This is a genomic window from Allobosea massiliensis, assembly GCF_042655245.1.
Lineage (GTDB): Bacteria > Pseudomonadota > Alphaproteobacteria > Rhizobiales > Beijerinckiaceae > Allobosea > Allobosea massiliensis.
Window position 1 is genome coordinate 50,529 of record NZ_JBHSLU010000046.1, and the last position, 20,270, is coordinate 70,798.

The following is a 20,270-nucleotide window of genomic DNA, read 5'->3' on the forward strand; positions in this document are numbered from 1 at the left end:
CGGCGCCGGGCAGCTATTCGGGCTGGAATCCCTTGGCGGAACTCGCTAAAGCCGGAGCCGATACGTCATGCTCACGCCGCATTCGCCCCTGAAGTGCACGGCTTGCGATAGCCGGCGCGGATATGCGATGGGGCTGTCGGTGGTGACGCGCGCGGCTTGCGAAGTCGTGATCCCGAATTCGCGTGATTTAAGGAAAGTGCCATGTCCGCTTCGTTTCGCCTGTCCGCTCGCGCCCTGAGCGTTGCACTCAGCACCGCGATCGGCCTCGCGCCGATGGCCTCCTTCGCGCAGCAGGCGCAACCGCGTCCCGCCAATCCGCGCCCGGCGCAGCCGGCTCCCGCCCAGCCGGCCCAGGGTCAGGCGAGCGGGCCGACCGTCGTTCAGGTCAAGCCGGAGCCCTCGCAGACGAGCTGGACCAAGGTCTGCGGCAAGGACGAGGCCGCCAACAAGGAAATCTGCTACACCACCCGCGACTTCGTCTCGGATCAGGGCCAGCCGGTGCTCGCCGTCGCGATCTACGACGTCAAGGGCGACCCCAACAAGATCGTGCGCTTCCTGATGCCGCTCGGCCTGCTGCTGCAGCCCGGCATCCGCTTCGGCGTCGACACCGCCCAGCCGACCGCCGGGCGCTACGCGATCTGCTTCCCGAATGGCTGCTTCGCCGAGGCGCAGGTGAAGGACGACTTCATCAACGCGATGAAGAAGGGCAACAATCTCAGCGTCAGCGTGCAGAACCAGGGCGCCCGAGAGGTCTCCTTCTCGATCCCGCTGACGGATTTCGCCAAGGGCTTCGACGGCCCGGCGATCGACCCGAAGGTGCTGGAAGAGCAGCAGAAGCAGCTCCAGGACGAACTGGCCAAGCGCCAGGAGGAATTGCGCCAGCGGCTCGGCGGCGGCGGGGCCAATGCGGCGCCGGGCGCCGCTCCGGCTCCGGGTGCCGCTCCGGCGACCCCGCCGAAGCCCTGAGCAGGTTTCACCGCCTCAAAAGCAGACAGGCCGCCCGGGAGGGCGGCCTGTTTCGCTTCAGGGGCTCGGGAGCCGGCTTGCCGGTCAGTTCAGCCCGGCGCGGTCGATCTGGTAGCGGCCCTTGCGGTCGCGGCGGAAGAATTCCTTCGCCTGCGGATGGCGCACGGGGCGGCCGGTGTCGTCGATGACGAGGTTCTGCTCCGAGACATAGGCGACGTATTCCGTCTCCTCGTTCTCGGCGAAGAGGTGGTAGAAGGGCTGGTCCTTGGACGGGCGCAAATGCTCGGGGATCGCCAGCCACCATTCCTCGGTGTTGGAGAAGACCGGGTCGACGTCGAAGATCACGCCCCGGAACGGGTAGACCCGGTGCTTGACGACCTGGCCGATCCTGAACTTGGCGGAACGTGCTTGCATCTCTGATCGATCCATCGGTACGGAAGAGCAGGGTGAACCCTTGCGCTTGCGTGAGAATTGCGTCGCAAATAGGTCGAAATCAACCGCTTTTCGCGCTGCGCCCCATCACATGCCGTAATGCGCGGCGAGCTGCGGATCGCGCGCCGCGACCTGCCTCGCGAGATCGACGATGATCTTGGCCTGTTTCCAGGTGGCGTCGTCCTGCATCTTGCCGTCGATCATCACCGCGCCCGAGCCGTCGGGCATCGCCTCAAGGATGCGCTTCGCGAAGGCGACCTCGGCCGGATCCGGGCTGAAGACGCGCTTGGCGATGGCGATCTGCGAGGGGTGCAGCGTCCAGGCGCCGGCGCAGCCGAGCAGGAAGGCATTGCGGAACTGGGCCTCGCAGGCGGCCTCGTCCGCAAAATCCCCGAAGGGGCCGTAGAAGGGCTTGATGCCGGCCGCCGCGCAGGCATCGACCATCTTCGCCAGCGTGTAGTGCCAGAGGTCCTGCTGCGCGACGGCGCGCGGCGCGCCATCGGATGTGGGATCGGCGATGACCTTGTATTCGGGATGACCGCCGCCGACGCGCGTCGTCTTCATCGCCCTGGAGGCGGCGAGATCGGCCGGGCCCAGGCTCATGCCGTGCATGCGCGGCGAGGCGGTGGCGATGGTCTCGACGTTCTTGACGCCTTCGGCCGTCTCAAGGATGGCGTGGATCAGGATCGGCTTGGGCAGACAATACTTCGCCTCGAACTGGGCGAGCAGCTGGTCGACATAATGGATGTCCCAGGGGCCCTCGACCTTGGGCACCATCACGACGTCGAGCTTGCCGCCGATCTGGCCCATGATCGCGGTGATGTCGTCGAGAAACCAGGGCGAGTTCAGCGCATTCACCCGCGTCCACAGCCCGGTCTTTCCGAAATCCACCGCCTGGCCCATGGCGATGAAGCCGTCCCGCGCCGCCTGCTTGGCCTCGACGGGGATCGCATCCTCGAGATTGCCGAGCACGATGTCGACGGTAGGCGCGAGGTCGCCGACCTTGGCGCGAACCTTCTCCAGATGCGGAGGCACGAAATGGATCATCCGCTCGAGCCGCAGCGGCAGCTCCCGAAAGGGCTCGGGCGCGCCGATCGCGAGAGGCCGGAAGAACTGGCGCGGCGTCTTGGTGGTCATCGGGCACTCCCTGCTGCGGTGCAGCGAATGTGGCGGAGCGGGAAGGGCGCGTCCATCCTCCCTTGGGTGGGAGAGATAGCGGAGACAGAATGCCTAGGACGATAATCCGTCTATTTATTCCTAGGTATTCAGTCTTGCCCGCATCCTTCGCTGGACGCCCCGGCGTCCTTGCGTCTTGCGTGCGGGCCGGCACCGGCTAAACAGCGCCGGGCAGGTCGATCCCTCTCGCGGTCGGCGCCTCCGCTGGGACTGTCGACCGCATGGCCGATCTCGCCACCATCGCCAATCTCGTCGCGCCCTTCTTCGGGTTGATCCTGCTCGGCTTCGTCATCGGCCGGTGGAAGCGCCTGCCAGAGGCGGGGCTGGTCTGGCTGCAGTTCTTCCTGATCTATGTCGCGCTGCCGCCGCTGTTCTACCGGCTGATCGCCGACAAGCCGGTGACGGAACTGGCCAATGGCCGCTTCATCCTGGCGACGACGCTGTCGACCTTCCTGGTCTTCATGCTGTCGCTTGCGGTCGGCCTGCGGGCGACGCGAGGCGACCTGCCGCAGGCGGTGATGCAGGGCGTCGCCGGCTCCTATTCCAACATCGGCTATATGGGTCCGCCCCTGCTGCTGGCGGCGCTGGGGCCGGCTGCGAGCGCGCCGCTCGTGCTGATCTTCGTCTTCGACAGCCTGCTGCTGTTCTCGATCATCCCCTTTCTGATGGCGCTGGCGGGCGTCGAGAAGAAGAGCCCGCTCGATACCGCCCGGCAGGTCGCCTGGCAGGTCGCGACGCATCCTTTCAACGTCGCGACGCTGCTCGGCATCCTCGCCAGCGCGACCCATTTCGAGCTGCCCTCGGTGCTCGACAAGATGACGCTGTGGCTGTCGCAGGCGGCCGCGCCCTGTGCGCTCTTCCTGCTCGGCGTCACCGTGGCGCTGCGGCCGATGAAGACGCTGCCGGCCGAGGTGCCGGTGCTGGTCGCGATCAAGCTCGTGCTGCACCCGCTGCTGATCTGGCTGCTGCTCTCGGCGATCGGCAATTTCCCCGACATCTGGATCTTCACCGGCGTGATCATGGCGGCGCTGCCGCCGGCGCTGAACATCTTCATGATCTCGACGCAGTACCGCGTCGGCATCGACCGCGCCTCGGCCTGCATCCTGATCGGCACCGTCGTCTCGATGGTGTCGCTGACGGGCTTCCTGTGGCTGGTGAAGACGGGCAGGATGGCGGCCGACCTCTTCCCCTGATCGCCGGTCCGCCGGCCCCGCGCCGGATTGCCGATGCTGCCGCTGGACGACCTCACGGTCCTCGATTTCTCCACCCTGCTACCGGGGCCGATGGCGAGCCTGTTCCTGGCCGAGGCCGGCGCGCGGGTCATCCGCGTCGAGCGGCCGGGCGGGGAGGAGATGCGCCGCTTTCCGCCGCGCTTCGGCGAGACGTCGGCCCCCTATGCCGTGCTCAACCGCGGCAAGGCGAGCGTCGAGATCGATTTGAAGGCACCGGACGCGCTGGCGCGGCTGACGCCGCTGATCGAGGCCGCCGACATCCTGATCGAGCAGTTCCGGCCGGGCGTGATGGAGCGGCTCGGGTTTGGTCCTGCGGCGCTTGCGGCGATCAATCCCCGGCTGATCTACTGTTCGATCAGCGGTTACGGCCAGTTCGGCCCGCGCGCGCAGGAGGCCGGGCACGACATCAACTACCAGGCGGTCGGCGGGCTGCTCGGCCAGTCGCTGCGGGCCGGCGCGGCGGCTCCCCTGCCGCCGCCGCTGGTCGCCGACATCGCCGGTGGCACCATGCCGGCCGTGCTCAACATCCTGCTCGCGCTGCGCCAGCGCGAGCGCAGCGGACAGGGCTGCCATCTCGACATCGCCATGACTGATGCGATGCCGGCCTTCGCCTGGTACGGGCTGGCGCAGGGCCAGGCGAGCGGCAGCTACCCGGAGGGCGGGGAGGGGCTGCTGACCGGAGCGAGCCCGCGCTACGGCCTCTATGCGACGCAGGACGGCTGGTTCCTGGCGGTGGGGGCGCTGGAGCCGAAATTCTGGGACACCTTCAGCGAGGCGATCGGGCTCGCGCCCGCCCTGCGCGACGACCGCGCCGATCCCGAGGCCACGCGTGCCGGCATTGCGGCGATCATCGCCGGCCGGCCCGCCGCTCACTGGCGCGAAACGCTGGAGCCGCGTGACTGCTGCTGCACGGTGGTGCGCACGCTGGAGGAGGCGGTGGCCGATCCGCATCTGACGGCGCGCGGGCTGTTCGACACGCAGGTCCAGGAGCCTGGCGGTCGCCGGCTGGTCTCGACGCCGCTGCCGCTGGCGCCGGTGTTCCGCGAGCAGGCGATGGCCTTGCGCGAGGTCGCGGCCAGCGGAGCGGATACTGAGAGCCTGCTGGGGTAGGGGCGCTACCGCGCCATCCCGCCGGCGAGCCCCTGCCGCATCACCAGCCGCCGCAACGGGCCGATGCGGGACAGCGCCAGGAGACCGGCGCCGCGCAGCAGATCCGCCGGCATGAGATCGGTCAGCAGCGTGCGGTTGAGCGTGTCGACCGCGCCGGTGCGCAGGCGCACATCGGCCTGCCGGGCCCGGTCATAGGCCGCGACCGCCGCCGGCGCGCCGGGATCGGAGGTTTCGTCCACCGCATCGCGCAGCGCCGTCACGTCGCGCAGGCCGAGATTGAGGCCCTGCGCGCCGATCGGCGGGAAGACATGGGCGGCCTCGCCGACGAGGACCATGCGATCGGCGCCGAAACGTTCGACCGAGAGCCCGCCCATCGGCACGCGGCCGCGCGGCCCGTCGAGCCGCATCGTGCCCAGCAGGGAATGCGCCTGCCGCTCGACGCGGCGGGCGAAGGCGGCGTCGTCGAGCGCCGCGACCCCGTCTGCCTCGGCGGGATCGAGCAGCCAGACCAGCGAGGATCGGCGGCCGGGCAGGGGGACGAGGGTGAAGGGACCCTTGCGGGTATGAAATTCGGTCGAGACGTCGCGATGGTCGCGGGCATGGGCGAAGATCGCGGTCAGAGCGCTCTGCGGATAATCCCAGTCGCGGCCGGCGATGCCGGCCGCCTCGCGCACCCGCGAGCGGCGCCCGTCGGCGCCGATGACGAGCCTGGCCCGCAGCGAAAAGCCCTCGCCCGACAGCACGACGCCGTCCTCGTCGGGCGTGATGCCGGAGACCAGGCCGGGCTCGTGGCGGATACCGGCGGTGGTGGTGAGCCTGGCCGCCAGCGCTGCGACCAGCTCGGCATTCTCGACATTCCAGCCGAAGGCCGGCAGGCCGACCTCGGAGGCGCGGAACTCGACCGGGGGCTGGCGGAACAGGCTGCCGGTGTCGTCGACGAGGCGCATCACGGCCAGCGGTGCGGCCTTGTCGGCCAGCGCGTCATGCAGGCCGAGCTCGCCGAGCAGCCGCCAGGAGCCGTCGAGCAGGGCGACGGTGCGGCCATCGCGATGGGTCGGGATGGGGCCGAGCAGGGCAATGCGGCGCGCGCCTTCGGCCAGCGCAAGCGCGGCCGCGAGCCCGACGGCGCCGGCCCCGACGATGGCGATGTCGACCTGGTCCATGCGCGGTGTCGTCATGCCGTTCTGGTTACGCCAGACGGGCGGGATTGGCCACGGGGCGGGGCGTCGCAGGATCGCAGGGACGTGATGCGCCGGCCGCGCCCCGGCCCCGTTGCGCAGCCGCGCCAAGGCCTTATGGTCCTGTCCCAACGTTCAGGGAGATGACGACATGGTCAAGGCGATCCGCATCCACAAGACCGGCGGGCCCGAGGTGCTGCAGCTCGAGGACATCACGCTGCCGGCGCCGGGGCCGGGCGAGCTTCTGGTGCGCAACCGGGCCATCGGTCTCAACTTCATCGACACCTATTTCCGCACCGGGCTCTATCCCGCGCCGCATCTGCCCTTCGTTCCGGGCAACGAGGCGGCCGGCGAGGTCGTGTCCGTCGGCCCGGGCGTCACCGAGTTCAAGCCGGGCGACCGGGTGGCCTATGTCGCGACGCTCGGCTCCTATGCCGAGGAGCGCATCGTCGCGGTCAACTCGACGGTGGCGCTGCCCGAGGCGGTCTCCTTCGAGGCTGCCGCGAGCATGATGCTGAAGGGCATGACGGCGGAGTATCTGCTGCACCGGACCTACAAGGTAAAGCCGGGCGACACGATCCTCGTCCATGCCGCGGCCGGCGGGACCGGGCTCATCCTCTGCCAATGGGGCAAGGCGCTGGGCGCTGCCGTGATCGGCACCGTCGGCTCCAAGGAGAAGGGCGAACTCGCCAAGGCGCATGGCGCCGACCATGTCATCCTCTATCGCGAGGAGGATTTCGTGGCGCGGGTGAAGGAGATCACCGGCGGCAAGCTCTGCGCCGTGGTCTATGACGGCGTCGGCAAGGACACCTTCCTGCCCTCGCTCGACACCCTGCAGCCCTTCGGCGTGCTGGCAAGCTTCGGCAATGCGTCCGGCACGGTCGAGCCCTTCAATCTCGGCCTGCTCGGCCCCAAGGGCTCGCTCTATGTGACGCGGCCGACGCTCTTCACCCATATCGCCAAGCGCGAGACCATGGTCGAGATGGCGTCTAACCTGTTTGGCGCGGTCGCGTCCGGCAAGGTCGTGGTGCCGGTGAACGCGCGCTTCGCGCTGGCGGACGCTGCAAACGCGCATCGCGCGCTGGAGAGCCGCGGCACCACGGGCTCGACGGTGCTGATTCCCTGAGCCGACGCGCGGTGCCTTGAAATCTCGCCCCAATCGACTGGTATCGCCTATTCGTCCCGGTGGTGCGGGACGGATCGGGCAGGGGTCGCAGGCGGGATGAAACGGGTTGTGCTCGGCTTCGGGCTCGGGCTGTCGCTGGCGGCGGCCGGGTCGCTCGTGCTGCCGCAGGGCGTCCAGCACTGGCGCGAGGTCGCGGCGGCGGAAGACCCCGCTGTACTGGCCGACCTGCGCCTCGCAGGCGTGCTCAACGCTGCCCGGATCGACGCCGAGATCGACGCGGCGCTGGCGGCGCGCGACACGGAACTGGCCGAGAGCTTCGTCGCTCTGGCCGCCGAGCGCGGTCTGCCGGTGTCGGCCGAGCGTCGGCAAAAGCTGCAGGCGCTGAAGGACGGCGCCATCATCCAGGCCGTCAGCGATTTCGGCCAGGGCTTCCTCGCCGGCGACCGCGAGAGCGGCGCGGCCTTCGCGGGCGCGCTCGTCGGCGACGTCACCGGCTATGGCGATCTGCGCGACCTTGCCGTCGAGGGCCGCAAATGGCTCGGCGGGGAGGGGGCTGACGGCGCCGTGCTCGCCATCGCCGCGGCGGGGCTCGCCATTAGCGCCGCGACCTGGGTCAGCCTCGGTGGTTCGCTGCCGGCCCGCAACGGCCTGAGCGCGGTCAAGGCGGCGAGCAAGGCGAAGATACTCTCGCCCGCTCTGACCGCCAACCTGACGCGCACGGCGGTCGATGCGATCGACCGCCCGGCCCTGAATGCGAGCCTGACGGCGGCGTCCCGGCTAGACCTCGCGGCGGCGCGCGTCGCGGCCGGCGGCATCGTCAAGCCGGCGGCGATGGCGCGCTTCGCCGCGCTCGGTCAGGATGCCGGCGCGGTCTATACGCGTACCGGTTCGCGGGGACTGCGGCAGGTGCTCGCCGTCGCGGAGGATGCCGGCGACATCGGCAAGGCGGCGAAGCTCGGCGCGGCCAAGGGCACGACGACGCGGGCGATCCTGAAGGTGCTGGGGCGCGGGGCGCTGGTGCTGGGGGCGCTCAGCCTCAGTGCAGTCGGCTGGATGCTCGCCCTGATCGGTTACGCGATCGCGCTCGCCATGCTGGCGCAGCGTTTTGGCTGGTGGCTGGGGCGACGGCTTTGGCCGCGCCGCCGTGCCGTGTCACCGGCGATGTGAACCTACGGCCGCGCCGCCGCGACGAAGGAGGGTCAGCAGAACGCTGATGCTCATTCGGGTGACGCCCATGTCCCGCGCCCTTCGCTACTGCGGTTTCTTCCTCGCCTCGCTCACCATCGCGACGGTTGCGCTCGCGCAGCAGAACGGCCGCCAGGGCCGCGTCACGCTGCCGGCCGGGGCGCCCGGCCTGACGCTGGCGATCGCCGCCGAGGACAAGGCGCGCCTGACGCGCCCTTCCGAGCCGCGCCGGGCGCGAACGGACTGCCCGACTGACAGTCGCGACACGCCGCCGAAGGGTGGGAGGACGGCGCAGGACGAGACTCAGGCCATGGGTGCCTGCAACGGCGACAACACGGTCGCGCGCGACCGCAACGGCAAGGTCATCCGCCGGATCTGCCAGATCTTCTGACGCTGATCGTCATTGCGAGCGCAGCGAAGCAATCCAGAAGGTCGCGCTCGACGTCCCCTGGATTGCTTCGCTGCGCTCGCAATGACGGGACAATGCTCAGACCGCGACGCCGTGCAGGTCGTAGGCGTCGGCGCGCTCGATCTTGACGGAGACGATGTCGCCCGGGCGCAGCGGGCGGCGGCTTGAGACATAGACGTTGCCGTCGATCTCCGGCGCATCCCATTTCGAGCGGCCCTTGGCCACGGTCGGGCCGGCCTCGTCGATGATGACAGGAATCCGCTTGCCGACGCGGTTCCTGACGATGCGCGTCGAGATTTCGGCCTGCGCCTTCATGAAGCGGTGCCAGCGCGCCTCCTTCTCCTCCTCGGGGACGAGGGGGAGGCCGAGGTCGTTGGCGGGCGCGCCCTTGACCGGCTCGTATTTGAAGGCGCCGACGCGCTCGAGCCTGGCGTCCTTCAGCCAGTCGAGCAGGAACTGAAAGTCTTCTTCGGTCTCGCCGGGGAAGCCGACGATGAAGGTCGAGCGGATGGCGAGGTCGGGGCAGATCTCGCGCCATTTCCGCAGCCGGTCGAGCGTCTTGTCCTGATGAGCCGGACGCTTCATCGCCTTGAGGACATTGGGAGAAGCGTGCTGGAAGGGGATGTCGAGATAGGGCAGGATCAGCCCCTCCTGCATCAGCGGGATGACCTCGTCGACATGCGGGTAGGGGTAGACATAGTGCATCCGCACCCAGACCCCCATCTGGCCGAGTTCGCGGGCGAGCTCGAAGAAGCGGGTGCGCACCTCGCGGTCCTGCCATAGCGAGGGCTGGTACTTGATGTCGAGGCCGTAGGCGCTGGTGTCCTGCGAGATCACCAGCAGTTCCTTGACGCCGGCCTTGACCAGCTTCTCGGCCTCGCGCAGCACCTCGCCGATTGGCCGCGAGACGAGATCGCCGCGCAGCTTCGGGATGATGCAGAAGCTGCAGCGGTTGTTGCAGCCCTCGGAAATCTTGAGATAGGCGTAGTGGCGCGGCGTCAGCTTGATGCCCTGGTCAGGCACGAGATCGACGAAGGGGTCGTGGCGCGGCGGCAGCGCCTGGTGCACGGCCGAGACGACGCTCTCATAGGCCTGCGGCCCGGTGATCGCGAGCAAGTTGGGGAAGCGGTCGCGGATCTGCTCGGGCTCGGCGCCCATGCAGCCGGTGACGATGACCTTGCCGTTCTCCGACATCGCGGCGCCGATCGCCTCGAGCGATTCCGCCTTGGCCGAGTCGAGGAAGCCGCAGGTGTTGACGATGACGAGGTCGGAGCCCGCATGGCTCTTGGAGAGCTCATAGCCTTCCGAGCGCAGCGAGGTGATGATCCGCTCGGAATCGACCAGCGCCTTGGGGCAACCCAGCGAAACGAAAGAAATCTTCGGCGCGACGGCGTTCATCGGCGGCAAACTCGACAGCTCTGAATGGAGGCGGCGCGGCCCGAGGCTCGCGCGCGCTTCCTTTGAACGCTTTCAGGCTGTTTGGCAAATGCGGCGGACTATGTGCGAAGACGCCTCATCGTCATTGCGAGCGCAGCGAAGCAATCCAGGAGCGGCAGAGCTCGATGGCCCTGGATTGCTTCGCTGCGCTCGCAATGACGGCCCTGTTGTCAGCCTGCCCCTGTCGCCACCGGGCGCTCGGGGTCCTGCGTCCAGTCGGTCATCGAGCCATCATAGAGCGAGACCTCCTCGCGCCCGAGCAGCTCCGCGAGCACGAACCAGTTGAGCGCGGCGGTGTGGCCGGTGTTGCAATAGGAGATCGCCGGGCCCTTGGGGATACTGCCGTAGAGCGCTACCAGCGCGTCGCGCGGCTTGAGTTTGCCGGTGGCGGGATCGAAAGCCTCGGCATAGTCACGCGACAAGGCGCCGGGGATATGGCCGGCGCGGGCCGCTTCGGGTGCCTTCTCGCGGCCATCGAAATAGCTGGCCGAGCGGGCATCGACGAGGGTCGCGAGTTTGCTGCGCGAGGCCACCAGCGTGGCGTCGGCCGTGCTGCGCAGGCGCTGCTGCATGACGACCGGGTAGGGCGGGGCCGTGCGCTGCGGCGAGGAGCCGGTCTCGACCGGGCGCGCGGAAACGGCCGTCCAGGCGCGGAAGCCGCCGTCGAGGATGGCCTGCTGGCCATGGCCGATCGTTTTCAGTGTCCAGTAGATGCGCGCCGCGGCGGCGAAATCGGTGGCGCTGACGCCGGCGGGGACGATGACGACGTCATAGTGCGGCTTGATCCCGAGCCGGCCGACGAGCGCGGCGAGATGCTCGAGTGGCGGCAGCAGACCGGGCGCCTGGCCGACTTTGGTGCGCCAGCCATCGCCGACATAATCGGTATGGACGGCGCCGGGGATGTGGCCGGACTCATAGGCGGCCTTGCCGCCGCCGTCGATCGACGAGCGGATGTCGAGCACGACAAGCTTCGGATCGCCCAGCCGTGCCAGCAGCTCCTCGGGGGCGATCAGACCGGCGAATGGGGTCTCGCTCATGCAACAGCCTCTGCAAGTTCGTCGACGATGTCGATCGCGTAGGTGAAGCTCGCGGTCGCGCCGAGCATGATCGAGGCTGAGCAGTATTTTTCCTTCGACAGGGTCACGGCCCGCTCCGCCTTGGCCCGCGACAGGCCGCGCCCGCTGATGCGGTAGGCGAGGTGGATCTGGGTGAAGACCTTGGGGTCCTCCGTGGCGCGCTGCGCCTCGACTTCGACCTCGCAGCCGGTGATCGGCTCGCGCCCCTTCTTGAGGATCTGCACGACGTCGAAGCCGGTGCAGCCAGCCAGCCCGATCAGCAGCATCTCCATCGGCCGGATGCCGAGATTGCGACCGCCATATTCCGGCGCGCCATCCATCACGACGGCGTGGCCGCTGCCGGATTCGCCCATGAAGGCCATGCCTTCGACCCAACGCGCCCGTGCTTTCATGATTTCTCGTTCCTCGCGATCCTGCTTCGCCGATAGGCATAGCCGCCCGATCGGCATGAGGCGAGACCGTTGCGCGCAGCGACGTCAGGCGCGGCGCAGCTGCGCCTCGTCCGAAGCGGCGGCCTGGGCCTGGCCCAGCGCATGGCCGACCAGGACCAGAACGGGGCCGCCCCTGGGCAACTCCGCAATCCGCTCGGGCAGGGTGGCGATGGTGGCGCGCAGATGCTGCTCGTCCGGCCGCGTCGCCGACTGGATGGCGACGGCCGGGGTGGCGGGGTCGAGACCGGCGGCGAGGGCCCGGTCGCGGAAGCCGGCCAGCGTCGCGCGGGCCATGTAAATCACGGTGGTGGCGGCGGGGTCCGCCATGGCCCGCCAGTCGAGATCCTCCGGCAATTCGCCGCTGCGGGCGTGACCGGTGACGAACTGCAGCCGGCGCGCATGGTCCCGATGCGTCAGCGAGACCCCCAGCGTCGCCGCCGCGCCCTGCGCGGCCGAGATGCCGGGCACGATTGTCACCGGCAGGCCCGCGACCCGACAGGCCTCGATCTCCTCGCCGGCACGGCCGAAAATGCCGGGGTCGCCGCCCTTCAGCCGCACGACATGCTTGCCCTGGCCGGCGAGCGAGACGATCAGCGCGTTGATGTCGCTCTGCTTGACCGAGGGGCCGTAGCCGGTCTTGCCGACCATCATGCGCTTGGCCTCGCGCCGCGCGAGCTCGAGTACGCCCGGCGAGACGAGATCGTCATAGAGGATGATGTCGGCGCTCTGCAGGGCGCGGATCGCCTTCAGGGTCAGGAGTTCCGCGTCACCGGGGCCGGCGCCGACGAGCGAGACCCGGCCGCGACCCGGCGCGGCCTCGATGCGCTCCAGCGATGCGAACAGCTCCGCGCGGTCCGCCTCCTCCGGCAGGCGGCCGGACTCGCTCATCGCTCTCGCGGTGAACAGCTCCCAGAAGGCGCGTCGCAGGGCGAAGGGCAGTTCGCGCGCCTGCACGGCGGGGCGCCAGTCCTTGGCGGCCTGGGCCCAGGCCTTCAGCGTCGCGGGCAGCAGCGTCTCGATGCGGGTGCGGATCGCCTGGCCGAAGACGGGGGCAGCGCCGTCGGTCGAGATCGCCACGATCAGCGGCGAGCGGTTGACCAGCGTACCGAAGGAGAAATCGCAGAAATCAGGCTTGTCGACGATGTTGACCGGTGCGCCGGCGCGTCGGGCTGCGGCGACGAAGGCTTCGATCTCGTCGGCGTCCTCGATATCGCCGATCGCCAGCGCAGCGCCAGCGAGGTCCTCCGCCTCCCAGCCGCGCGCATGGACGACGACCGTGCCGGCCGGCGGGGCCGCGGCGAGGGCGGCGAATAGCTCGGCCCCTTCGCGCGCGAACACCGCTACCTCGGCGCCGGTCGCGGCCAGCAGTTCGGCCTTCCAGAGGGCGCCCTCGCTGCCGCCTACGAGCACGACCTTGCGCCCCGCCAGCTTGTGGAACAGCGGCAGCGTCGCGAGCGGTTCGATGCGGCGGCCGCTAGCGGCCTCGGGACGTCTTTGTCTCATCGTCTTCGTCTCTGGCGCATCGCGCCTGTCCTGTCACGCCGTCCCTTCGTCGCTTCCGTCCGGCGCCACCGGCGCCGCAGGCAAGGACCGAACCATTATGACGCGGCGCGCGGTCAGCCGGGTGCCCGCTCGTCCCGCTTGACCTGCTGCCAGAGCGCCTCGAGCTCGGCGAGATCCGCCTGCGCAGCGGTGCGGCCCTGCGCCTCCAGTCTCTGCTCGATGCCCTTGAAACGGCGCTCGAACTTGGCGTTGGCGGCCTGGAGGCAGCCTTCCGGGTCGGCATCGACATGGCGGGCGAGATTGGCGACGACGAAGAGCAGGTCGCCGATCTCCTCGGCGATGGCGGCCTTGTCGCCCGAGGCCAGCGCCTCGTCGATCTCGGCCGTCTCCTCGCGGATCTTGTCGAGCACGAGGCGGGCATCGTTCCAGTCGAAGCCGACGGTGGAGGCGCGCGCCTGCAGCTTCCAGGCCCGGGTGAGGGCGGGCAGGCCCTGGGTGACGCCAGCCAGCAGCCCCTTTTCCTCGGGCTTGTCCGGCAAGCCCGCGGCCCGGCGGGCTTCGGCCTTGTCTCGCTTCTCCTGTGCCTTGATGCGGTGCCAGAGCGCCTTGACCTGCTCAGGCGCGAGGTCGCGCGCCTCGCCGAAGACATGCGGGTGGCGGCGGATCAGCTTGGCGGTGATCGCCTCGACCACGTCCGGAAAGGCGAAGGCGCCTTCCTCTTCCGCCATGCGGGCGTGGAAGACGACCTGGAGCAGGAGATCGCCGAGCTCGTCCTTCAGGTCGACCCTATCGCCGCGGGCGATCGCATCGGCGACCTCATAGGCTTCCTCGACCGTGTAGGGCGCGATCGAGGCGAAGTCCTGCTCGAGATCCCAGGGGCAGCCACTGCCCGGCGTGCGCAGGGCCGCCATGATCTCGATCAGGCGGGCGATGTCGGGGGAGGGCTGCAAAGGCTGAAACTCGCGCTGAAATCCTCTAGGGTTCCTCCCATGATTCAAGTCACCCCGTCCATCGCGATCGACGAGAGCGAGATCGAGGAAAGCTTCGTGCGCGCCTCCGGTCCGGGCGGGCAGAACGTCAACAAGGTGTCGAGCGCGGTGCAGCTGCGCTTCGATGCGCGCCGTTCTCCGTCGCTGCCCAACGACGTCGCGATCCGGCTGATGAAGCTCGCCGGTGGCCGGCTGACGCAGGACGGCGTCATCGTCATCGTCGCGCAGGGTCAGCGCAGCCAGAAGCGGAATCGCGAGGAGGCGCTCGACCGCCTGCTGGAGATGATCCGGGAGGCGGCGGTGCGGCCGCAGGCGCGCCGGCCCACCAAGCCCACCAAGGCCTCCAAGGAGCGCAGGCTGGTCTCCAAGGACAAGCGCTCGGCGGTGAAGGCCGGGCGCGCTCGGCCCGGCACCGACTGATGGGATTCGGAGGAGGCCGCTCGGACGGGGGACGGCCCGAGCGACGCGCGCCGCGCAAGATCACGCCCGATTATCTCCAGCGCGCGGCGATGCATTATCTCGAACGCTATGCGGCGCCGGCGGCGCAGCTGCGCCGCGTACTCGCGCGCAAGGTTGCCGCGAGCTGCCGTCACCATGAGCAGGATCCGGCCGGTTTCGAGACGATGCTGGACGAGGTGGTGGCGCGTTGCGTGTCGTCCGGGCTCGTCGACGACCGGCGCTTCGCCGAGGCCCGCGCCGCGAGCCTGAAGCGCAAGGGGCGCTCGTCGCGGGCCGTGGCGGCGAGCCTCTCGGCGAAGGGCGTCGACCGTGAACTGGCACAGGCGGCGAGCGCAGGCAGCGAGGAAGATGAGCTGGCCGCCGCGCGCAAGGCCGCCCGGCGCAAGCGGCTGGGGCCCTGGAACCGGGGAGACCGAGCCGCGAACCGGCAGAAGGATCTGGCGGCACTGGCGCGGGCCGGCTTTCCGATGACGATCGCCCGCGCCGTGATCGACGGCGCGGGCGAGGAGGAGTTGACGGCGTGAGGGACGTCGCGCGGGCAGGGCGGTCGACCGCCCTGCCGTCTGCTGGCCTCACTCCAGCTTGACCTGCGCGTCGGCGACGACCTTGCCCCAGCGCGCGACCTCGGCCGCGACGAATTTGCCGAAATCGTCCCCGGCGAGCGTCGGGATCGGGGAGCCGTTCTTTTTCCAGGCTTCGACGATCATTGGCGATTGCAGCGCCTTGGCGACCTCAGTGCGCATGCGGGTGACGATTTCCGGCGGCGTGCCCTTGGGCGCCCAGAGCGCATACCAGGTCGCGACCTCGTAATTGTCGAGCCCAGCCTCCTTGGCGGTGGGCACATCGGGGATCGCGTCAGACCGCGTCGGGGCCGCCACCGCAAGCCCGCGCAGGCGCCCGCTCTGGATCTGCGGCGCCGAGGAGCCAAGCCCGTCGAACAGCACGTCGACCTGGCCGGCGACGATGTCCTGCAGCGCCGGGCCGGCGCCACGATAGGGCACATGAGTGAGGCTGGTCTTGGTCTGGAGCTTGAAGAGCTCACCGGCGAGATGATGCGTCGTGCCGTTGCCGGCCGAGGCATAGTTCAGCTTGTCGGGGTTGGCCTTGGCATAGGCGATCAGCTCCGCAACCGTCTTCGCCTGCACCTTGGGATGCACGACGATGACCTGCGGCGGCTGCGCGATCACGGCGATCGGAATGAAATCGGTTTGGATGTTGTAGTCCAGCTTCGGATAGAGCGCCGGGGCGATGGCGTGATGCGCCGCGCCGACGAAGAAGCCGTAGCCATCCGGCGTCATCTTGGATGCCGCCGAGGCGCCGACGGTGCCGCCGGCACCGCCGCGATTCTCGATGACGATGCGCTGGCCCAGCTGCTGGTCGAGCTGCGCAGCCAGCGGCCTCGCGAAGGCGTCCGTGCCGCCGCCGGCCGGGAAGGGCACGATGAAGGTGATCGGCCGCTGCGGCCAGGCCTGAGCCTGCACTGGCCCGGAAGCCGTGAGGCAGAGGGTGGCGGCGGCCGCCACAGAAACGAGCGCGCGTGATGTGAGCATGAAGACGACAAACCTCCCTGGGATGGTGACGACGGCTCTTTGCGGCCGTTCTGCGCCCGCGGCAGCGGGCATCGCATCACGACGGATAAGGCCATCCGCCGAACCTCCTGACAAGTCTGCCGTTGGTGGGGGTATCGGCGGGCGGCGGAGGCGGCTATGCGGGCGGGAGCACCAACCTGACGCCGCTCCCGTGACAGCATCGGATTCCGCCTCGCATGAGCCGCCTCGACAGCTTCATCCGCCGTCTGGAGGCGCAGCGACGCATGCTGGACTGGGCCGCGGCCGAGATTGGAGGCCGCGACGGACTCGTGCTCGAGCTCGGCCTCGGCAACGGGCGCACCTATGACCATCTTCGCGAGCGGCTACCGGAGCGCGAGATCTACGTTTTCGAGCGCGATGTCGGACCGAACCCAGCCTCGATGCCGCCGGAGGACCGGCTGGTCGCGGGCGACATGGCGCAGACGCTGACGGCCTTCGCGGCGCGCCACGGCCGCTGCGCCGCGCTGATCCATGCCGATGTGACGACGGGCGTGGCAGAGCGGGATCGCGTGCTGTTCGCCTGGCTGCCGGCGCATGTCGTCGTCCTGGCGGCGCCCGGGGCGCTGGTCGTCAGTGGCTGGCCGATCGAGCATCCGCTGCTCGATGAGCTGGCGTTGCCAGACGGCGTGCCGGAAGGACGCTACTTCGCCTATCGACGGTCCGCGTAAATCCACCGGCTGCGGAAGAGGGAACCGTCGGCCAACTTGCGCGAGCCCCCATCCGCGATTCGCATAAGACATATTATGGAACCAAAACCGATGCTGGTGTGGGCTCAGTTCGTCGAAGCGTGCGCTAGACGCTCAGCCTCATCCCATCGAAAGCCACATCAATCCCGGGCTCCAACCTGTTGCGAAGACGGTTGTAATCGAGATCCGCATGAAGATTGGTCAGCACGGCTCGCGCCGGCTTCAACTCTGCGATCGTCGCCAGCGCATCTCGAAGGCTGAAATGGCTCGGATGCGGCGTCTCGCGCAGACAGTCGAGAATCAGGACATCGAGTCCGGCGAGTGCCGCCTTGGCCGCCCGCGGCATCAGGCTGACATCGGGCACATAGCCGAGACCGCCGAAGCGGAAGCCGAGCGCCTCATAGTTTGGCCCGTGCTCGACGGCCAGCGGTAGTGCCTCGACGGCACCGCCGGCACCATCGATCACCAGCGGTTCGCCTGCCTGCAGTGGCTGCAGGTCCAGGATCGCCGGATAGGCACTGCCGGGCGGCGTCTCGAACAGATAGCCGAAGCGTCGCGTCAGCGACGTTTGCGTCCGGGCGTCGGCATGGACGGTGACGCGCTTGCGGTTGTGCAGGACCAGCGCGCGCAGATCGTCGATGCCGTGGGTGTGGTCGGCATGGTCATGGCTGAACAGAACCGCATCGAGATGCGTGACGCCGGCATCAAGCAATTGTTCGCGCAGGTCCGGCGAGGTGTCGACGAGCAGCCTTGTCGTTCCAGCCGGGCTGTCGCGCTCGACCAGGATCGAGCAGCGGCGGCGGCGGTTCTTCGGTTCGGTCGGGTCACAATCGCCCCAGCCGAGAGCCGGACGCGGCACGCCGCCGGACGAACCGCAGCCGAGGATCGTCACCGTCAGGCTCATGGCGGCGTCCTCAGGCGACCTGCGCAAGCGGCGCGGCGTGGTCCATCTTCCAGTAGCAGCGCCGCGCATTCGCCGTGGTCAGCGCCGCAACCTCCGCGAAGGACAGGCCCAGCACATCCCCAAGAACTTTAGCCGTCTCAACGACATAGGCCGGCTCGTTGCGCTTGCCCCTGAACGGGACGGGCGCGAGATAGGGCGCGTCGGTCTCGACGAGCAGGCGGTCGCGCGGAACCATCCGGGCGATGCGGCGCAGCTCCTCGGACGTCTTGAAGGTCAGGATCCCCGAGAAGGAGACGTAGAGGCCGAGTTCGACACCCGTCATCGCCAGCGCTTCGCCGGCCGTGAAGCAGTGCAGGATGGCGGGGAAGGCGCCCTTCCCCATCTCCTCGCGCAGGATCGCGATCATGTCGTCGTCGGCCTGGCGAGCATGGATAACGAGCGGCAGCTGGGTGATCCGCGCAGCGGCAATGTGGACGCGCAGCCCCTGGGCCTGAGCCTCGCGCGGGCTCTTGTCGTAGTGATAATCGAGCCCCGCCTCGCCGATGGCGACGCAGCGGGGATGGGCCGAGAGCGCGACGAGCTGTTCGGCGGTGACGTCCAGTTCCTCATGCGCGCCGTGGGGATGGGTGCCGACGCTGCACCAGACGGAGGCAAAGCGCTCGGCGATCGCCGCATAGGCCGGAAAGCGCGCGACTCTCGTCGAGATCGTTACCATCCGGCCGACACCCGCCGCGTCGGCGCGGGCGACATAGGTCTCGAGCTCCTCGGCGAAATCCGGGAAATCGAGATGACAATGCGTGTCGATCAGCATCAGGCGGCCTCGCCGCCTTCGGGCTCGACATAGCGCGGGAAGATGCCGCTCGGGGCCGGCAGCGCCGTACCGGACGTCAAACGACCGCCCTCGCCCAATGCGGCGAAATCGCGCTTCTCCGCGGGCACGCCGAGGAGATCGAGCAGCTTGGCCATGGAGGACGGCATCACCGGCTGGACCAGGATCGCGACCTGCCGCAGCACCTCTGCGGTGACGTAGAGCACCGTGTCGCGCCGCTCGGGGTCGGTCTTGGACAGGCGCCAGGGCTCGTTGACGGCGAAATAGCGGTTCGCTTCCGCCACCACCGCCCAGATCTCGGACAGCACGACATGCAGCGCGAAGTCGGTCATGGCCTCGCGTGCCTTGCCCAGCGCGGCGTCGGCCAGCGCCAGCATGGCCTGGTCGGCCTCCGTCAGCACGCCGCAAGGCGGCACCCGGCCCTCACAGTTCTTGGCGATCATCGACAGTGAGCGCTGGGCGAGGTTGCCGAGGTCGTTGGCGAGGTCGGCATTGATGCGGCCGACGATGGCTTCGTGGCTGTAATTGCCGTCTTGGCCAAAGGAGACCTCGCGCAGGAAGAAATAGCGCAGCTGATCGACGCCATAGGCATCCGCCAGCCCGAAGGGGTCGACGACATTGCCGAGCGATTTTGACATCTTCTCGCCCTTGGAGAGCAGGAAGCCATGGCCGAAGACACGCCTGGGCAGAGGCAGGCCGGCCGACATCAGGAAGGCGGGCCAATAGACCGTGTGGAAGCGCACGATGTCCTTGCCAATGATGTGGACATCGGCCGGCCAGTAATGCGCGCGCGGGTTCTGCGGATCGGGAAAGCCGGTTCCGGTCACGTAGTTGTTCAGCGCATCGACCCAGACATACATCACATGCTTGGGGTCGCCCGGCACGGGCAGCCCCCAGTCGAAGGTCGTCCGGCTGATCGAGAGGTCCTCGAGCCCGCTCTTCACGAAGGAGACGATCTCGTTCCTGCGCGTCGGCGGCGAGACGAAGTCCGGCACCTCATCGTAAAGCTTCAGCAGGCGCTCCTGATAGGCCTTCAGCCGGAAGAAGTAGCTCTCCTCCTCGACCCATTCGACCGGCGTCCCCTGCCCGCCCAGGCGCGTGCCGTCGGCCAGTAGGGTGGTTTCCTCGTCGGCATAGAAGGCCTCGTCGCGGATCGAGTACCAGCCGGCATATTTGGACAGGTAGATGTCGCCATTGTCCTCCATCCGCCGCCACAGCTCCTGCGTCGAGGGCAGGTGGTCGGCGTCGGTGGTGCGGATGAAGCGGTCGAAGGAACAGCCCAACCGCTGCTCCATCTCCTGGAAGCGGCCGGCGATGCCGTCGACGAATTCCTTCGGCGACTGGCCGTTCTGGGCGGCCGTGCGCTGCACCTTCTGGCCGTGCTCGTCGGTGCCGGTCATGGCGAAGACGTCGTAGCCGTCGAGCCGCTTGAAGCGCGCAATCGCGTCGGAGGCCACCATCTCATAGGCGTGGCCGATATGCGGCGGCCCATTGGTGTAGTGGATCGCGGTCGTCAGATAGAATTTCGGGGCGGTCGCCATCGTCGATCCGGG

21 protein-coding genes are annotated in these 20,270 nt (G+C 68.9%); 9 read left to right on the plus strand and 12 right to left on the minus strand.

Annotation, left to right across the window (positions count from 1 at the left end):
* Positions 1 to 201: 201 nt before the first annotated feature.
* Positions 202 to 966 (plus strand): invasion associated locus B family protein, encoded by a 765-nt coding sequence (locus ACFPN9_RS15195; protein WP_066718324.1) that lies wholly within the window; start codon positions 202 to 204, stop codon positions 964 to 966.
* An 84-nt stretch (positions 967 to 1,050) separates the two neighbouring features.
* Here ACFPN9_RS15195 and hspQ read toward each other — a convergent pair whose 3' ends face one another.
* Both hspQ and ACFPN9_RS15205 read right to left on the minus strand, forming a co-directional pair.
* Positions 1,051 to 1,380, minus strand: a complete 330-nt coding sequence (gene hspQ / locus ACFPN9_RS15200; protein ID WP_066718326.1) for a heat shock protein HspQ — start codon at positions 1,378 to 1,380, stop codon at positions 1,051 to 1,053.
* Positions 1,381 to 1,485: 105 nt separating this feature from the next.
* The gene (locus ACFPN9_RS15205; protein ID WP_066718329.1) at positions 1,486 to 2,535 is read right to left on the minus strand and encodes an HpcH/HpaI aldolase/citrate lyase family protein; all 1,050 of its coding nucleotides are present in this window, start codon (positions 2,533 to 2,535) and stop codon (positions 1,486 to 1,488) included.
* Between the two features lie 260 nt (positions 2,536 to 2,795).
* On the opposite strand from ACFPN9_RS15205, the gene ACFPN9_RS15210 reads away from it, so the two are divergent.
* Together ACFPN9_RS15210 and ACFPN9_RS15215 are read left to right on the plus strand one after the other, a co-directional pair.
* Positions 2,796 to 3,767 carry an AEC family transporter gene (locus tag ACFPN9_RS15210; RefSeq protein ID WP_066718333.1) on the plus strand — a complete coding sequence of 324 codons (972 nt, stop codon included), beginning with the start codon at positions 2,796 to 2,798 and terminating at the stop codon, positions 3,765 to 3,767.
* A gap of 33 nt (positions 3,768 to 3,800) precedes the next feature.
* Positions 3,801 to 4,916 carry a CaiB/BaiF CoA transferase family protein gene (locus ACFPN9_RS15215; protein WP_066718336.1) on the plus strand — a complete coding sequence of 372 codons (1,116 nt, stop codon included), beginning with the start codon at positions 3,801 to 3,803 and terminating at the stop codon, positions 4,914 to 4,916.
* Between the two features lie 5 nt (positions 4,917 to 4,921).
* Here the strand turns inward: ACFPN9_RS15215 and ACFPN9_RS15220 are convergent, their stop codons facing one another.
* On the minus strand, positions 4,922 to 6,079 hold the full coding sequence (locus ACFPN9_RS15220; protein ID WP_377817220.1) for a UbiH/UbiF family hydroxylase: 1,158 nt from the start codon (positions 6,077 to 6,079) through the stop codon (positions 4,922 to 4,924).
* A gap of 166 nt (positions 6,080 to 6,245) precedes the next feature.
* Here ACFPN9_RS15220 and ACFPN9_RS15225 point away from each other — a divergent pair, with 166 nt between their 5' ends.
* From ACFPN9_RS15225 to ACFPN9_RS15235, 3 genes are all read left to right on the plus strand, one after another.
* Positions 6,246 to 7,220, plus strand: a complete 975-nt coding sequence (locus ACFPN9_RS15225; RefSeq protein WP_066718340.1) for a quinone oxidoreductase family protein — start codon at positions 6,246 to 6,248, stop codon at positions 7,218 to 7,220.
* A 96-nt stretch (positions 7,221 to 7,316) separates the two neighbouring features.
* A complete protein-coding gene (locus ACFPN9_RS15230) occupies positions 7,317 to 8,387 on the plus strand; it encodes a hypothetical protein (RefSeq protein WP_156446454.1) in 1,071 nt (356 codons plus the stop codon).
* Positions 8,388 to 8,454: 67 nt separating this feature from the next.
* Entirely contained in the window at positions 8,455 to 8,796 is a 342-nt protein-coding gene (locus ACFPN9_RS15235) for a hypothetical protein (protein WP_377817221.1), read from the plus strand.
* A 96-nt stretch (positions 8,797 to 8,892) separates the two neighbouring features.
* Here ACFPN9_RS15235 and rimO read toward each other — a convergent pair whose 3' ends face one another.
* The 5 genes from rimO to mazG form a co-directional block, all read right to left on the minus strand.
* Positions 8,893 to 10,212, minus strand: a complete 1,320-nt coding sequence (gene rimO, locus ACFPN9_RS15240) for a 30S ribosomal protein S12 methylthiotransferase RimO (protein ID WP_066718344.1) — start codon at positions 10,210 to 10,212, stop codon at positions 8,893 to 8,895.
* Between the two features lie 209 nt (positions 10,213 to 10,421).
* A complete protein-coding gene (locus ACFPN9_RS15245; RefSeq protein WP_066718346.1) occupies positions 10,422 to 11,288 on the minus strand; it encodes a sulfurtransferase in 867 nt (288 codons plus the stop codon).
* Complete coding sequence (locus ACFPN9_RS15250; protein WP_066718348.1) at positions 11,285 to 11,719, minus strand: OsmC family protein; 435 nt, start codon at positions 11,717 to 11,719, stop codon at positions 11,285 to 11,287. The genes ACFPN9_RS15245 and ACFPN9_RS15250 overlap by 4 nt, the downstream gene beginning before the upstream one ends.
* A gap of 84 nt (positions 11,720 to 11,803) precedes the next feature.
* Positions 11,804 to 13,261, minus strand: a complete 1,458-nt coding sequence (gene cysG / locus ACFPN9_RS15255) for a siroheme synthase CysG (protein ID WP_066718356.1) — start codon at positions 13,259 to 13,261, stop codon at positions 11,804 to 11,806.
* Positions 13,262 to 13,374: 113 nt separating this feature from the next.
* Complete coding sequence (gene mazG / locus ACFPN9_RS15260) at positions 13,375 to 14,211, minus strand: nucleoside triphosphate pyrophosphohydrolase (protein WP_066718360.1); 837 nt, start codon at positions 14,209 to 14,211, stop codon at positions 13,375 to 13,377.
* Between the two features lie 39 nt (positions 14,212 to 14,250).
* Here mazG and arfB point away from each other — a divergent pair, with 39 nt between their 5' ends.
* Both arfB and ACFPN9_RS15270 read left to right on the plus strand, forming a co-directional pair.
* Entirely contained in the window at positions 14,251 to 14,670 is a 420-nt protein-coding gene (arfB, locus tag ACFPN9_RS15265) for an alternative ribosome rescue aminoacyl-tRNA hydrolase ArfB (RefSeq protein ID WP_066718362.1), read from the plus strand.
* On the plus strand, positions 14,670 to 15,233 hold the full coding sequence (locus ACFPN9_RS15270) for a regulatory protein RecX (RefSeq protein WP_066718364.1): 564 nt from the start codon (positions 14,670 to 14,672) through the stop codon (positions 15,231 to 15,233). The genes arfB and ACFPN9_RS15270 overlap by 1 nt, the downstream gene beginning before the upstream one ends.
* A gap of 48 nt (positions 15,234 to 15,281) precedes the next feature.
* Here the strand turns inward: ACFPN9_RS15270 and ACFPN9_RS15275 are convergent, their stop codons facing one another.
* Positions 15,282 to 16,259, minus strand: a complete 978-nt coding sequence (locus tag ACFPN9_RS15275) for a Bug family tripartite tricarboxylate transporter substrate binding protein (protein WP_377817222.1) — start codon at positions 16,257 to 16,259, stop codon at positions 15,282 to 15,284.
* Between the two features lie 215 nt (positions 16,260 to 16,474).
* Here ACFPN9_RS15275 and ACFPN9_RS15280 point away from each other — a divergent pair, with 215 nt between their 5' ends.
* The gene (locus ACFPN9_RS15280; RefSeq protein ID WP_066718367.1) at positions 16,475 to 16,966 is read left to right on the plus strand and encodes a class I SAM-dependent methyltransferase; all 492 of its coding nucleotides are present in this window, start codon (positions 16,475 to 16,477) and stop codon (positions 16,964 to 16,966) included.
* A gap of 124 nt (positions 16,967 to 17,090) precedes the next feature.
* Here the strand turns inward: ACFPN9_RS15280 and ACFPN9_RS15285 are convergent, their stop codons facing one another.
* From ACFPN9_RS15285 to metG, 3 genes are read right to left on the minus strand one after another with little or no spacing between them, the layout of a single operon-like run.
* A complete protein-coding gene (locus tag ACFPN9_RS15285; protein WP_066718369.1) occupies positions 17,091 to 17,888 on the minus strand; it encodes an MBL fold metallo-hydrolase in 798 nt (265 codons plus the stop codon).
* 10 nt (positions 17,889 to 17,898) lie between these two features.
* Positions 17,899 to 18,699 (minus strand): TatD family hydrolase, encoded by an 801-nt coding sequence (locus ACFPN9_RS15290; RefSeq protein WP_066718371.1) that lies wholly within the window; start codon positions 18,697 to 18,699, stop codon positions 17,899 to 17,901.
* Complete coding sequence (gene metG, locus ACFPN9_RS15295; RefSeq protein WP_066718373.1) at positions 18,699 to 20,258, minus strand: methionine--tRNA ligase; 1,560 nt, start codon at positions 20,256 to 20,258, stop codon at positions 18,699 to 18,701. Before metG ends, ACFPN9_RS15290 begins: the two co-directional genes overlap by 1 nt.
* Positions 20,259 to 20,270: the final 12 nt, after the last annotated feature.

Coding starts and splice junctions, on each gene's coding strand:
- ACFPN9_RS15250 (WP_066718348.1), bottom strand. CDS start 11,719: ATGAAAGCACGGGCGCGTTGGGTCGAAGGCATGGCCTTCATGGGCGAA.
- arfB (WP_066718362.1), top strand. CDS start 14,251: ATGATTCAAGTCACCCCGTCCATCGCGATCGACGAGAGCGAGATCGAG.
- ACFPN9_RS15225 (WP_066718340.1), top strand. CDS start 6,246: ATGGTCAAGGCGATCCGCATCCACAAGACCGGCGGGCCCGAGGTGCTG.
- ACFPN9_RS15210 (WP_066718333.1), top strand. CDS start 2,796: ATGGCCGATCTCGCCACCATCGCCAATCTCGTCGCGCCCTTCTTCGGG.
- ACFPN9_RS15280 (WP_066718367.1), top strand. CDS start 16,475: ATGAGCCGCCTCGACAGCTTCATCCGCCGTCTGGAGGCGCAGCGACGC.
- ACFPN9_RS15285 (WP_066718369.1), bottom strand. CDS start 17,888: ATGAGCCTGACGGTGACGATCCTCGGCTGCGGTTCGTCCGGCGGCGTG.
- ACFPN9_RS15220 (WP_377817220.1), bottom strand. CDS start 6,079: ATGGACCAGGTCGACATCGCCATCGTCGGGGCCGGCGCCGTCGGGCTC.
- ACFPN9_RS15215 (WP_066718336.1), top strand. CDS start 3,801: ATGCTGCCGCTGGACGACCTCACGGTCCTCGATTTCTCCACCCTGCTA.
- cysG (WP_066718356.1), bottom strand. CDS start 13,261: ATGAGACAAAGACGTCCCGAGGCCGCTAGCGGCCGCCGCATCGAACCG.
- ACFPN9_RS15275 (WP_377817222.1), bottom strand. CDS start 16,259: ATGCTCACATCACGCGCGCTCGTTTCTGTGGCGGCCGCCGCCACCCTC.
- hspQ (WP_066718326.1), bottom strand. CDS start 1,380: ATGCAAGCACGTTCCGCCAAGTTCAGGATCGGCCAGGTCGTCAAGCAC.
- ACFPN9_RS15205 (WP_066718329.1), bottom strand. CDS start 2,535: ATGACCACCAAGACGCCGCGCCAGTTCTTCCGGCCTCTCGCGATCGGC.
- ACFPN9_RS15195 (WP_066718324.1), top strand. CDS start 202: ATGTCCGCTTCGTTTCGCCTGTCCGCTCGCGCCCTGAGCGTTGCACTC.
- ACFPN9_RS15235 (WP_377817221.1), top strand. CDS start 8,455: ATGTCCCGCGCCCTTCGCTACTGCGGTTTCTTCCTCGCCTCGCTCACC.
- ACFPN9_RS15245 (WP_066718346.1), bottom strand. CDS start 11,288: ATGAGCGAGACCCCATTCGCCGGTCTGATCGCCCCCGAGGAGCTGCTG.
- ACFPN9_RS15290 (WP_066718371.1), bottom strand. CDS start 18,699: ATGCTGATCGACACGCATTGTCATCTCGATTTCCCGGATTTCGCCGAG.
- ACFPN9_RS15270 (WP_066718364.1), top strand. CDS start 14,670: ATGGGATTCGGAGGAGGCCGCTCGGACGGGGGACGGCCCGAGCGACGC.
- ACFPN9_RS15230 (WP_156446454.1), top strand. CDS start 7,317: ATGAAACGGGTTGTGCTCGGCTTCGGGCTCGGGCTGTCGCTGGCGGCG.
- metG (WP_066718373.1), bottom strand. CDS start 20,258: ATGGCGACCGCCCCGAAATTCTATCTGACGACCGCGATCCACTACACC.
- rimO (WP_066718344.1), bottom strand. CDS start 10,212: ATGAACGCCGTCGCGCCGAAGATTTCTTTCGTTTCGCTGGGTTGCCCC.